Source organism: Sulfuricella sp., from assembly GCA_041651995.1.
Taxonomy (GTDB): domain Bacteria; phylum Pseudomonadota; class Gammaproteobacteria; order Burkholderiales; family Sulfuricellaceae; genus Sulfurimicrobium.
In genome coordinates, this window is sequence record JBAZID010000001.1 from 78,921 (window position 1) to 91,383 (window position 12,463).

A 12,463-nucleotide genomic window follows, 5' to 3' on the forward strand; every position below is an offset into this window, starting at 1 on the left:
TACGATCAGAATCCATAAGCCAGCCGCGCATGTACATGGTTGTCCCCTGCCATAGTGTAAGCACCATCCTTGAGGGGACGCGCCAGGTCGATATCGAACATCAGGCCGTTAAGCATTTTGAAGCGCAGCCCGAGGCCCGCGCTCGCCAGTGAGAAGCGCTGCGTCTGGCCGGGCAGCGGGTCGCGCAGTCTGAGCTCGGCGCCCTCCACAAAGGCCAGCGGGAAGAGCTGGTTAACCGGCCCTTCCCCGCCGCTCAGCAGGTTGGCTGCGCGCAATTCGAGGGAGCCGCGCACGGCGTTGTCGCCCATGCGTTCCGATTCCAGATAGCCGCGCACGCTTTCCGCACCCCCGGCAGCAAACTGCTCGTTGCTGATCAGCGCCTGGCTGGCGATCTGCATATCCATCCTGCCGAACAGGCTCCAGCCGCGCGGCAGATTCTGGGTGCGCTGCACGTCGCCCTTCAACACGAAGAAGTTGGCATGCGCCTTGTAGCGCTTGTTTTCAAAATCCGCTTCATTGTTGCCGAAGAGACCGCGCAAGGCGAAAGTGATCCCCATGTTGTACTGGGTCACCCCCTTCTTGCCGGGCAGGGTGGCGCTGTACAGCGCCATCATCGGAACATAGGTGATGGGGGTGTTGATGCTGTCCGCCCCTTGCAGCACCAGGGTTTCGCCGAATGACTTGTAATCCGCCCCGAGCGTGAGCGAATGGAACAAATTCTGCCGCGACGGCAAGGAGAAGATCGCCCGCAGCCCATAAATATCGCCGTTTCCGATCACGTTCATGCTGCCTGTCGTGGCCACGTCGCTGCGCGAGCGCACCGCGTAGGCGGCGAGCATGGTTTCGGGCGTGAGCGGCATCAGGTACGAAGCCGAGAGAACATTGCTGTCCTTGATGTTTTCCGGCGCTACCTGCGCATTCAGGGTCAGGCTGTGCTGGCGCTGCCACAGGTTGTCGTAGCGCAGCATCGCCGCCAGGCGGGTGCGGGTGGTATTCGGGCTATAGCGGTTATTGAGCTCGATGCTGCCATGCAGGGGCGGCTTGTCGTCCACCTTGAGATCCACCTCGACCGTGCCGGGCGACTTGCCAGCGCGCAGCACCGGCGTCACGCGGCGGTCAGGCGCCGTATTGAGCGCGGCGAGTTCCTTCTGCACGGCGGGGAAATACGGCACCCCCCCCTCCGCCAGCGAGGGCGCTGCCTCACGGATTTTACCCAGCGAGTAATAGCGCGAGCCGACCACCCGCAGGCGCGACACCGTTGCCTCGGTCACCTTGAGGCGAACCATGCCGTTCGCCACGTCCTGCTCCGGGATATCCACCAGCACCGTGAGGTAGCCCGCCGCGTGGTAGGTTTTTTCCAGCGCGCCGCGCGCCTGTTCCACGTCCTGGATGGCTTTGCCCTGGCCGAGGAAGGGATAAACCGCGGTTTCGATCTCGACCGCCGGCAGCACCGTATTCCCCTCCACCTGGAACTCCATCACGTCGAAACGCCCTTCGGCCTGCTCCGCCGCATTGGCGGCAGCAGGCGCAGCGGCTTGCGCAGCGGGCGCGTCAGCCTGTTGTGGCGCTTCAGCGGCAAGGACGGGGTTCGCAAGAAAAAGCGTCGCCAGAGCAAGCAGGCGGCGCGGGGAGAGTGGGGTTGCAGCGATCATATTCATTGTTCTGTCATTGTTGCCGACCAGTGTTGCAGGCTGATTACCGGTTAGCGTCGCGCCAGCGCGCGGCTATCCCGTGCAGCCCATAAATAAACAGATTCCCCCGCCTCGCGGCGGGGGAATCTGTACCAGCTAATTGCACCCGCGCGCTGAATTGCGCGGGCTTGCCGTCCGCTAATTAATACAGCTTGCGGATCGGCGTGCAGGAGTTGCCGTTACGCGTACCGACCATCACGTTGTTGGTGACCAGACCCGTGGTGGTGTTGACAACCGGCGTGTTGCTGCCGACTGGCAGTGCGGAAACGGAGTTGCGCACGCCGATGGAGCTGATGCCGTTCAGGATGACAGGATCACTCGCCTTGGTGATGAACAGGTTCATGAAGTCCTTTTTCAGGCCAGCCGGGGTAGTGGCAGGGTACTGAATGGATTGCTCCATCACGAGGTCATACTTGGCGAGCAGCATGTTGTCCTTGGTCGGTGCGACGCCGTCCAGGCTGCGGAAAGTCCAGCCGTTTTCCAGACCGGCGCTGTCCATGGACAGAATGCCCACTGCACCGTAGCCGCCAGTGGTGAAGTCGATCTTGTAGTACTGCTGATCGCCAGCCTGGAACACAGGCAGGTCTTTACCACCATGCGCAGCGTTGCCTTTATGGGCAGCGGTCAGGCAGTCGCGCACATTGCCGGAAGAAGCGCCTTCCACCACGGTGTAGCCGTCAGCCGGGTTCAGGATGAACGGATCGGCCGCAGTACCCGTGCCGGTCGTGCCCAGCACCATGGAAGCGCTGCTGGCGGCTTCCGCTGGAGGAATACTACCGCTGCCGGCGATGGAGTTGGTCTCACAAGGGAAATGACTGAACACGTTGTTGTAACTGGCCTGGGTGCCGGAACCCTGCACGCGGCGGCAGACGACTACCTGTGTGCCGCCCACGGGAGCGGCGGTTGCGTCCACCAGGGTCCAGTCCTGCACGTCGCCGGTCAGCAGGGCGCCCAGGGCGGCCTTGCTAATGTAGGAGGTGGCGGGCACGCTGGCGTTCACCGGCACGCCGAACATCACGGCATTGGTGCCAAAGTTGGTCAGGGAGGCGGCTTCAGCGGCGGTCAACTGGCTGGCGCCGGGTTCGACATTGTAAGGAGCCTTGAACATGTTGGGTTCGACATCGGACACGCCGAAATCAGGCACGCGGTTAGGCAGGGCAGTGGCGTGGCTGGTGTCTTCACCGCGTGCGGCGCAGGCGTACTTGGTGGCTGTCTGCATTTCGCAAGAACCAGCGCTCACGTTCAGGTTGGCGATACCCTGTTTGCGGGCCACCGGGTCAACACCCCAGACCGAGCCGCCCTTGGCGCGGTGCTGCAGGATCACTTTCTTGCCGGACAAAGTACCGTTGCCGGCCTTGACCGTACCGAAGTAAGCGCGGTAGCCCTTGCCGTCGTCGGAGAAGTGGTCTGTCAGGGTTGCAGTGTTAACAGTCGTGCCGTTATCGTCGTAAAACGTGATGTAGCCGGCATCGAAAATTGCGTTGGCAACACCGCCAAGGATGTTTTGCGGAGCGGAAGCGCCGGACAGGAACACGTCCAGGTCAGGGGTTTCGAATGCGGTCAGGGCGAAAGCCTGGCTCGACATGGCGGCCAGCGCCAGGGCGCAGGATGCGGCGATTTTATTCAGTTTCATGTGTGACTCCTAAAATTTGACAAGACTTCTCAAGATAGAAAAAACCCGGGATAAAACGTCATGCGTGCTGCGTGCTGCGTGATTGCCGGGTGAACCGTTGCCGTCCCGGCAGCCGCAAAACCGGCCGCCGGGATGACACCGCGGTAGCGGCTTATGACTGCATGCGGCGGCGAGCGATGGCGCCGATCATCAGCAGACCCACGCCGAACATGGCCCAGGTGTCGGCTTCCGGCACGGCGGCGGCAGTCATGTAGCTCAGCGTGCCGTCGGTGCCCAGGTTCCAGGTGGAGTTGCCATAGGTATTCGTGAACTGGTTAACCAGGATTTTGGTAGTGCTGCCAGTACCAACCGTGCTGAGCAGGAAGAAATTCTGCGCCGTACCCACATTGCTCATGCTGTGAAAAACAGTTTGTGCACCGGCCCATGTGTCGACATTATTCGTGGGAACGTACGAGCCATCCGCAGGCGTGGCGGTAATGGCGGAATTGACGGCTGTGCTGGTACTGCCGCCAAAAGCTGCTACTGCGCGATCATTGACTGCCATGAGGTACACGTCGGTATTCGCCGCCATAGTCCTCAGTTGCCCGCCGTTAAGGGAACCGATCTGGCCGGAAGCCGTGCCGGTAGGCGCGTTGGTGGTGGTGAGGATGCGGTTAACACCGGACTTGTCCGTAGCGCCGATGCCCCAGGTGATGCCCGAGTTCAGAACGCCGGCGGTCTTGAAGCCGTCGAGCAGGCTGTCGGAGGCAAAGCTCAGGTTGCTGCTGGAGCCAGCAAGAAAGGCGTCAATGGTGATGCCCAGATCTTTGGTGTAAGACATGTTTGCATTGGCGTCGTACACCGACAGGAACATCTCGCCGTTACCGCTTGCAGAAGTGGAAATCGCGGCGCTGGCCTGGCCGGCAACAGCAAGGGCGGCGGCGGCAACGATAAGTTTGAATTTCAATTTCATGGTTCTCTCCCTAAATTAAATCAAGACAAAAAAGTTAAAGTCAAAGTCAAAGTCAATAAAAGTCGGCAGGCTTCATGAGAAACCGGGGCTATTGCAGCCCCCCGTGTACCGGCCCGGCTTTGCCCGTTCCCGGCTGGTCGCGGAACGGAACATCCTGGCCTTTTAGACGGCGGCCCGGCTGTCTTGCATGAAGACCCGTGGCTTTCCGGCCCCGCCTCGCGGCGGGTGTGGCTCAATTCTGGAAGTGGCCTGCACTTGTTTCTGAACAGACATGCGCACCTTACCTGGGGTTTGTTACGCGGCTTACGGACCAACCCCGCGATTTCATAGGCCATTCAGATCATGCTGTCCTGAATACGCCTGTTCATCGGCGATTGCGGCAAGACTAACAAGGGCAGATGACGCGGAAACGATGCGGAAAAATGCGAATATGAGCCGAACGGATCATGGGCCCAATACAAATGCAGTCCATGTAGGTTGGGTTAGCGGCTTTATCGCGTAACCCAACAAACCCAATCTTCAAAACCTGTTTTTGATGTCGCCTAGAGGCGCCTACTTTTGGTCGGGTTTGTTGGGTTACGGCGCAAAAGCTGCGCCTCTTGTACTCGGGCGCTTTAGCCGGGTGAACCCAACCTGCATTCTCTTTAAACCCGGACACTGTGGGAGCGGCGCCAGCCCTCCCCTCAATCCCCTCCCGCGAACGGGAGGGGAGACGATCGCCCCTTCCCCCGCTTGCGGGGGAAGGTTGGGAAGGGGGTTGGCCGCGATTTACGCCCGCATTCGCGCCGGGGGCGGCGCTCCTACATGCACGAGCATGCCAATGAACAATCCTGGTTAAACCCAGATTATCCGTTAGAGATTTGACATGAAGGAAATCAACAGCTTGTAGGTCGGGCTTCAGCCCGAAATTTCGGGCTAAAGCCCGACCTACGATTTAATGGCTTATCCGGGTTTATTTCAGGCACTGCGAATATTGCGTGCTCGCCGCCTGAAAACAGGTGCTGGCGGACGCCATGCCGCTCTTTCTCGCGATGGCAAAGCAGGCGGTGCGCGCACGGATGAATGTGCTGTTGCATTGTGTGTCGCGCTGCTCTTCCAGCGGGAGCTCGCCTGGGAGGGCCGGGTCGGACGCACTCTCGGCCGCGCTCTCGGGCACATTCTGCGGGATGCCGGCTGGCGCCGTCTCGGTGCCGGTCGAGGCTGAAGTCTGGGCGGCGCCGGGCGAGGCCGCATTGCTTGCGGCAGCCACGTTGACCACACTTCCCTTCTCCGCGACGAACCACCATTGGTAATAATGCCGCTTGTCCGCCAGCGCGCCGTCGGCCGTGTCGAAATTGGCGGTTTTGACCGGCACCTCGGCGGACAGGCTGTATACGCCGACAATGCCATTACCGGCGCCCCTGAGCAGGCCCCATTCGGTGCTCTTGGTCATGGGGTCGAGATAGATCCTGCGCAAATAGCGTCTGACGTCGGGATAGCGATCGTCCCGCAGCAGGTTTTCGAGCTTTTGGGGGTACTTCTTGAGCTTGCCCGGCGAATTCTGATAATACTGGTCCAGGGCCTGACGGAACTGGCTGCCGGCGAACAGCAGTTCGCGCTCCTTTTCCCGCTGCCGGACCTGGTGCCATTGCGTTCCCGCCGCTGCCAGGCCAACGCCCATGAAGACCACGAGGAAGAGGACGCCAAGATAGCTGTACCCGCCGCACGAACGGCGCTGCGCCGCAAATTTCAAGGCGTTCAGTTCAGCAGTTTCTCGATCTTCTCACGCGGCAGACCGCCGGGTATCAACCTTCCGTTGGGAAAAATCATGCCGGGAGTGCCGCTGATCGATAGCCTGGTGGCCAGTTCGGCGATTTCCTTGAGCGGCGTTGCGCATTTGGCTTGATCCGCGGCAGGCTCCTTGTTCTCCAGCATCATGCTATCCCAGGCCTTGGCCTTGTCGCTGGCGCACCAGACCAATTCCGACTTGCGCTGCGCGTCAGGGTGAATTTCCGTCAGGGGCAAGAGGAAAATATAGGTGGTCAGGTCATTGATGTCTTTCAGCTCTTTTTCCAGATCCTGGCAGTAAGGGCATTCCGGATCGGAAAACAGCGCGAGCTTGCGCGAACCGTTGCCTTTTACCCTGACGATGGCCTTGTCCAGAGGCAGGCTGGCAAAGTCTATGGTGCGTAGTTGAGCCATCCGTTTCTGGGTAAAGTTGGCCTGGGTTTTCAGGTCAACCATGCTGCCGCCGAAATATCCCACCTGTGCTTTTTCATCGGTGTAGAAGAGGTTGATTCCGTTGACGACCACTTCGTACAGGCCGCCAAACGGCACCCTGGTGATTGCGCCTATCCTGACCTCCGGCATTTTTTCCGCCAGGGATTTCCTGATCTGTTCCACCGCCGGGTCATTCTCGCTCACCGCGACATTGAGTCCGGGCATCTTGCCTTCAATCAGGCTCTTCAGGTCTCCGGCATCGCTTGCAAAAGCGCCATGGACGGCTGCCATCAGGGCCAGGCCTGCAACGAATTGTGTGGCTTTCAACATGTTTTTTCCTTCCAGTTTGAATTCAATAAATAAAATGGGCGGCGCATTTGCCCATGCCCCTTGGCCCCAATGTTCCGTGTCATTGTGCCTTGAGCAGGCCGAAGTTGATCGCCCGCGCAACAGCATGACCGCGGTTGTGGGCGTTCAACTTTTTCAGGGTTTTCTGCACGTGATTCTTGACGGTCAGCGGGCTGAGATTCAGCGCCTCGGCAATCTGCTGATTGGTCTTGCCCAGCTTGATGTAATTGAGTATCTGCACTTCGCGGGCCGTTACGGGCGGCACGCTGATCAATTCGTTGCTGGCTGGAACGGGCTCTTCGTTGCTGAGTACGCGGGAATATGCCGCATCGAGGAATGGCACCAGCAATTGCAGGAGATAGGCGAGGCGCGAACTGAGCGGGATTTCGACCCTGGAAAAGCAGAAATAGCTTTTCAACAGGCCGTCCGGGCCGCGTTGACCATCCGCCGCGGCGTTGCGCAGCTCCGATTTTTCCAGCAAGGGCAGCCATGCTTCGTCGTGATGCAGGCTGCCTGCACCCGTTCCAACCATGCAGGGGTGCCCGGTCACGTTCGAGTGTGAAATCATCCTCGTCAACAGACCATCCTCCGGGTGGCATACCTCCGAAAAACACGCGTCGTCGAAGTAGCGGGAACTGGAAAATCGCTTGAAGTTCATCGGCGACTCGGCTCCAGCCGAAATGCCGCAGACCAGGATTTCATGCGGCACCAGACTCTGCACGATGCCCTGGGTCCAGGAGAAGAAATGATGATGGTTCATCACGCGCAGAGAACTGTCGATCACCGAAACCAGATGTTCCTGGTCTTCGCCCTTGAGCGTGTGATTCAGGTGCCCGTTTAAATGCATGGCGGTATGGTTTTTCCGGAGGCGGCTGGGTAAATGGCGATCAGTTTGCGGCTGCGCCTGCGTTCACCAGCGTGGCCACGAGTTCCGCTCTGCCCATGACGCTTGCCCAGTGCAGCGGCGGGTAGCCATTGGCCGTGAGTTTGACGTTGGCACCCGCTGCAATGAGTTTCTGCGCGATTTCGTCGTGACCTTCAAATATGGCCACAAATAGCGCGTTGGTTTCCTCCTTGTCGGCCTGGTTGAGATCGACCCCTTTGTCCAGCAAAGCGTTCACATAATCGAGACGGCCCGCCTGCACCGCCACCATCAGCGGGCTCCGGCCCTGGGTATCCGTTTTGCCGGCGTCCGCGCCAGCGGCCAGGAGCGCCTGCACATTGGCATCACGCTGGAAAAGAAGTGCGTTGAGCAGCGGCGTGTTGCCCGCATCGTCCCGCACATCGAGCCGCGCCCCGGCCTTGATGAGCAATTGCACGATGACAGGGTCGGCATTCATGGCCGCCGCACCCAGCGGGGTGAAGCCGATGCTGCCCTTGACATTGACTTCGACGCGCATTTCCAGCAAACGGCGCACCATGTTGCGGTTGGCGTGATACGCCGCCATCAGGAGCGCGCTATTTCCACCCTTGTCCTGAACTTCGGGGTTCGCGCCCATTTCAAGCATCATGTTGAATATCCGCGTGTCGTTCCTCGCGGCCGCTTCGATCAGGCTGAGATCAACATCGGTGGCAGCGCCGGCAGTTGCGGAAGATGCCAGCATGAATAAAACCAGGCCGGTGGCAAGCATGTTGCGTCGATATGCTTTCTTGCTCATGTCGGTTTTGAGTTCTTAATTTTTGTCGAGAGCGGCATCATATTTGGAATGCCGTTAACTATTTATGAAGGTTTGATTAAGTTTTAATTCGGGAGGTGTATTTGGCGGTTTTTTCACGTAATCAGGCAGCGCCGAGAGCATTTATTCATGCGCGTTTCCGGTTTCCTGATGAGCCGTTCGGATCATTTTAAATTGGCTGAATATCATCGTTTTGACACGTTTTCATGGTAAGAACAATGTTTTTGCGCCTACAGGAAATTTGACCCGCAAAAAAGTGGTGTTGCTGCGCAACGCTTGGCGGGTTGCTAACCCGCCCTACATTTGATCTGGTCACCCGCGAGGCTTAATGGCTTTCCGGGGTATAGCAAGTAGGTTGGGTTAGGCGCGGCTTTTTGCGCCGTAACCCAACAGACCCAATCATTCCTTTTAAAAACGAGTGGTGTTGCTGCGCAACGCTTGGCGGGTTGTTAACCCGCCCTACATTTGATTTGGTCACTTGCGAGGCTTAATGGCTTTCCGGGGTATAGCGCCACGCAGCACAAGGCTGCCGCCACGGCTATGGCATGCCTTCCCCCGCCGTTCATGAAATTCATCCATGCCATGAAGAACGTGCTGGATCCCGGCGCCAGATTGGCGTGGATCAGATCATCCACGCTGCCGATCAGCACCAGCGGCACGTCCAGCATGACCGCCAGCAACAACAGCGGCACGCCAGCGACACTGCGTGCAATGCGGGATGCGAGCCCGCTCGCCGGCCAGGCGAATACCAGACCAAGGAAAATCACTGCCTGCTGCAGGGTGTGGCCGGCCAGGGTGGAGCTGCTGACGCTGCCGCCGGGGGGAAGCAGGCGAGACCCGGCGAACAGGTAATTAACCTGTTCGAGACCGAGGCTGTAAACCTGTTCGCCGTGCGATTGCGCGAGGCGGAAATCGGTAATTCGCCAATCCACGGACAGCCAGCCGATTTCCCAGCGATAAACCGGTATCAGCGCATCCAGGCAGGCATTGCCCGCCAGGTAAGCCGCCGCCAGCAGCACACCATAGGCCGCGGCGAGCATGAGGCCGAATTCAGGCAGGCGCGAGCGGTCCATGCGTCCGGCACTCCTTTCTGCCGATCCACCACAGGAAGAACAGGCTGGCCAGCAGGATGATCAGTACCGGCGCCACGTAGCCGTGGAGCAGGCTGAAGGCCTCCGCGCTGTTTCCATGGGCGAAATAGAGCGCCACGATGCGCGCCTGGTTGAGTGAGTAAATCAGCACGGTGCCGAGTGCCGCTCCCTTGAGCTTGGCGTAGCGCGGCATGGGATAGGCGAGAATCGCCGCCAGCAGGAGAAACAGGCTTTCCGTTCCTTCGCAACCGTTCAGCACCGAAAGCGAGCCATGGCTGGAGACGATGCGGTGCCCCTCTGCACGTGCCTGGTCCAGCGGTGCGATCCAGGCGATGGCTGCCGCGCTGGGCTTGACCGTGGCCAGGTCGATAACAACGGTTTCCACGGCGCTGCCGCGAGTCAGGGAGTAGGCAAATTGCAGGGCAAAAAAAAGCACGAGAAACAGGGCAGCGAAATTCAACTCGCGGCGCATGCTGCGTTTGCCGGGAGCGGCGCCTGGCTTGCCCTCTCCGGCAGCGGGATGATCAGGCATGTCCATTCGCGACGGGACTGCGCGCCTCATGCAAGCGGGCGCTCCGGCCTTCTTGAAAATGCCGCGCCCATCAGCAGCATGGCCATGAGGATCGCGCCCCATTCCGGCAGCGTGGGAATATCGCTGTCGGAGTTGCCAAATGGAGCAGCCAGGATCAGAACGGATGCCGTATCGTTGGCGGCCACGCTATCCGTCACATCGGAAGTGACGCCTGCGCTGTTCGTGATGCTGCCATCCGTCAATACATTCGCGACCAGAATCACGGTGCTGCTGGCCCCGTTCGCCAGGGTTCCCAGATTGCACGTCACGACCGGACCGGCGATCAGGCAGGAAGATGAAGCGGACAGCAAATTGACGGATGCGGGCAGGGTATCGGTCAGCACCACGTTGGTAGCGGACTGCGGGCCATTGTTGGTGACCGTCAGGGTATAGGTCACGGAGTCTCCCACCCTGGGGTTGGATGGGGTGACGCTTTGCGAGATGGACAGGTCTGCCTGCGCCGCTTCGTTAAGGTAGAAATTCAGCTGGATGTCGCCGGCCTGGCCCCCCAACCCGTCCACGGCAATCTGGTATTCGGTGCCGGCGTAGGCCTGAAACAGCAAACCGCTGGTGTTGTTGGGGCTGCTGTCGTTGTCGTTGGCGGCGACGGGGGTCAGTCCGCTGACGCTGGCACCACTATAGACCGCCAGCAGGGTATCGAAATAGCTGCCATGGGTATCGAGCGATACCTGGCCGTTCGCTGGCGCCACCCACTTCCACCATAGCGATGCGCCACCGGCATTGCCCGCATGATCGGGTTCGCCGGCCTCCTTGCTGGCAAGTATGCTGTGCCCGGCGGCGGCGCCCGAATTGCCCGTGAGCGGCGCCCGGCTGGCAAACAGGTCGTTGCCTGGCAACGCTGCGGCACGCAGGTTGATTCTGGGTTTCGTGATGCCGTTGCGAGGGTCGGTGATCATCGTCCCTGTGCCGGTCATGCGCGCGATGGTCTGGTCCGCGCTTTCGCTGCCGAACGCGGCACGCAGCACCGCCACGGAACCGGAGATATGCGGCGTGGCCTGGGAAGTTCCGGCATAGCTATAACCGGCGGAGGAAATCAGTGCCCCCGGGGCCAGAATCGTCAGGAAACTGGCGCTGTTGGAGAAACAGGCAACCTTGTCGGCCACGGTGGTCGTGTCAGTGCATGCCGCGAAGCTCATGCTCCCCACGTTGGCATCGTAAACCGCCCCCACGGAAACGGTGCCCGGCGTGCATGCCGGCATGGTCACGCCATTGGTGTAGCCGTTGTTGCCGGATGCGACCACGGTAACGATGCCCGCGGCCTTGGCGCTTGCAATGGGCGTGACATAAGGATTGGTGGCGGCATTGCTGCAGGGCGAGATGTACTTGACGGAATCGCCCAGGCTCATGTTGATGGCGACGAGGTTAAGCGCCGTCCTGTTGGCAATGCCCCAGTCGATGGCAGCCAGTATCAGGGAATCCGAGGTATAGGCGTTGCTTCCGAACACGTTGATCACGGCAAGCTTCGTGGCAGGGGCGACCCCTGCCACGATCCCGGAGACATTGGTGCCGTGGCCGAAGGAATCCAGCGCAACGCTGGAATCTGCGATGTTCTGGTAAAAATTCACCTTGCAACTGGCGGGCACCCCAGGAGTCGTGCACGAGCCCAGGTCTGGCAGGGTGTAGTTCGCGCCGGTATCGATCACCATTACCGTGGTGCCGTTTCCGCTGTCACCCGCAGCGCTAACGAGAGGCTGGCTGATCATGGGCAGGCTTTGGCTCAACTGCGTATATTTTTTCTCGTCCGGATAAACGGCGATGACATCGGGGCGCTGCAGCAGCGTTTGCAGCGCCCCTGGCGTCCGGAAGCGGATGAACGCCATGGGAAGGTGGCTGTAACCGAGAAGAAGTGCATGCTGGCCCTGTGGCAGGGCAGCGAGTACGGATTGCCTGAGCGTTTTGTAGCGGTCTGCCTTGACGGCCTGGATTTCATCGCTGTCCGTCTTCAGCCCGCGCTTGCTGCGCAGAGCGGCGGCTTCCCGTTGAACGGCGGCATCATCGAACAGAACGAGCAGGTCCTGCTGCTCGCCGCGCTGAATCTTCTGAATAATGGCCGCGGGCGCTTTTTGCAATGCGTCCGGCTCCGCTGCGTCAGCCTCTCGGGGCATGAGCGCGGACAGGATGCCGAGCATCAGGAAAAATACCGCAGAAGTCCTGCACATACTGCTGATCCCTTGCCTCAACATTATCCCATTGAACCGCTGAACAAGCGGTCATTGCCCCCGATGGGGATTCCGGTCCACTACGGGGGCTGAGAAACCCGGCATGCCCTGCCCCTACTGTA

10 protein-coding genes and 1 riboswitch are annotated in these 12,463 nt (G+C 59.9%); all 10 genes read right to left on the reverse strand.

Annotation, left to right across the window (positions count from 1 at the left end; translation table 11 throughout):
* Positions 1-5: 5 nt before the first annotated feature.
* The 10 genes from WC392_00325 to WC392_00370 all read right to left on the reverse strand — a co-directional run bounded on the left by WC392_00325 (position 6) and on the right by WC392_00370 (position 12,341).
* Entirely contained in the window at positions 6-1,658 is a 1,653-nt protein-coding gene (locus tag WC392_00325) for a POTRA domain-containing protein (GenBank protein ID MFA5240799.1), read from the reverse strand.
* 175 nt (positions 1,659-1,833) lie between these two features.
* Positions 1,834-3,324, reverse strand: coding sequence for a hypothetical protein (locus WC392_00330; protein MFA5240800.1), 1,491 nt, complete (start codon positions 3,322-3,324; stop codon positions 1,834-1,836).
* A gap of 151 nt (positions 3,325-3,475) precedes the next feature.
* Positions 3,476-4,276, reverse strand: a complete 801-nt coding sequence (locus WC392_00335; protein MFA5240801.1) for a hypothetical protein — start codon at positions 4,274-4,276, stop codon at positions 3,476-3,478.
* A gap of 165 nt (positions 4,277-4,441) precedes the next feature.
* Positions 4,442-4,518, reverse strand: a riboswitch (cyclic di-GMP riboswitch).
* 710 nt (positions 4,519-5,228) lie between these two features.
* Positions 5,229-5,945, reverse strand: a complete 717-nt coding sequence (locus WC392_00340) for a type II secretion system protein (GenBank protein ID MFA5240802.1) — start codon at positions 5,943-5,945, stop codon at positions 5,229-5,231.
* A gap of 68 nt (positions 5,946-6,013) precedes the next feature.
* Positions 6,014-6,805 carry a DsbC family protein gene (locus WC392_00345; GenBank protein ID MFA5240803.1) on the reverse strand — a complete coding sequence of 264 codons (792 nt, stop codon included), beginning with the start codon at positions 6,803-6,805 and terminating at the stop codon, positions 6,014-6,016.
* A 79-nt stretch (positions 6,806-6,884) separates the two neighbouring features.
* Positions 6,885-7,670 (reverse strand): XrtB/PEP-CTERM-associated transcriptional regulator EpsA, encoded by a 786-nt coding sequence (gene epsA / locus WC392_00350; GenBank protein ID MFA5240804.1) that lies wholly within the window; start codon positions 7,668-7,670, stop codon positions 6,885-6,887.
* A 40-nt stretch (positions 7,671-7,710) separates the two neighbouring features.
* Positions 7,711-8,481, reverse strand: a complete 771-nt coding sequence (locus WC392_00355; protein ID MFA5240805.1) for an ankyrin repeat domain-containing protein — start codon at positions 8,479-8,481, stop codon at positions 7,711-7,713.
* A gap of 467 nt (positions 8,482-8,948) precedes the next feature.
* On the reverse strand, positions 8,949-9,572 hold the full coding sequence (locus tag WC392_00360) for a hypothetical protein (GenBank protein MFA5240806.1): 624 nt from the start codon (positions 9,570-9,572) through the stop codon (positions 8,949-8,951).
* Positions 9,550-10,152: an archaeosortase/exosortase family protein gene (locus tag WC392_00365; protein ID MFA5240807.1), complete on the reverse strand. Its 603-nt coding sequence runs from the start codon at positions 10,150-10,152 to the stop codon at positions 9,550-9,552. Before WC392_00365 ends, WC392_00360 begins: the two co-directional genes overlap by 23 nt.
* The gene (locus tag WC392_00370) at positions 10,149-12,341 is read right to left on the reverse strand and encodes a S8 family serine peptidase (GenBank protein ID MFA5240808.1); all 2,193 of its coding nucleotides are present in this window, start codon (positions 12,339-12,341) and stop codon (positions 10,149-10,151) included. Before WC392_00370 ends, WC392_00365 begins: the two co-directional genes overlap by 4 nt.
* Between the last annotated feature and the right edge of the window lie 122 nt (positions 12,342-12,463).

What these genes read in the sequence shown, in the direction of transcription:
- WC392_00330 (MFA5240800.1), bottom strand. Translation starts at nt 3,324, where the DNA reads ATGAAACTGAATAAAATCGCCGCATCCTGCGCCCTGGCGCTGGCCGCC.
- WC392_00360 (MFA5240806.1), bottom strand. Translation starts at nt 9,572, where the DNA reads ATGGACCGCTCGCGCCTGCCTGAATTCGGCCTCATGCTCGCCGCGGCC.
- epsA (MFA5240804.1), bottom strand. Translation starts at nt 7,670, where the DNA reads ATGCATTTAAACGGGCACCTGAATCACACGCTCAAGGGCGAAGACCAG.
- WC392_00355 (MFA5240805.1), bottom strand. Translation starts at nt 8,481, where the DNA reads ATGAGCAAGAAAGCATATCGACGCAACATGCTTGCCACCGGCCTGGTT.
- WC392_00335 (MFA5240801.1), bottom strand. Translation starts at nt 4,276, where the DNA reads ATGAAATTGAAATTCAAACTTATCGTTGCCGCCGCCGCCCTTGCTGTT.
- WC392_00325 (MFA5240799.1), bottom strand. Translation starts at nt 1,658, where the DNA reads ATGAATATGATCGCTGCAACCCCACTCTCCCCGCGCCGCCTGCTTGCT.
- WC392_00365 (MFA5240807.1), bottom strand. Translation starts at nt 10,152, where the DNA reads ATGAGGCGCGCAGTCCCGTCGCGAATGGACATGCCTGATCATCCCGCT.
- WC392_00370 (MFA5240808.1), bottom strand. Translation starts at nt 12,341, where the DNA reads ATGTGCAGGACTTCTGCGGTATTTTTCCTGATGCTCGGCATCCTGTCC.
- WC392_00345 (MFA5240803.1), bottom strand. Translation starts at nt 6,805, where the DNA reads ATGTTGAAAGCCACACAATTCGTTGCAGGCCTGGCCCTGATGGCAGCC.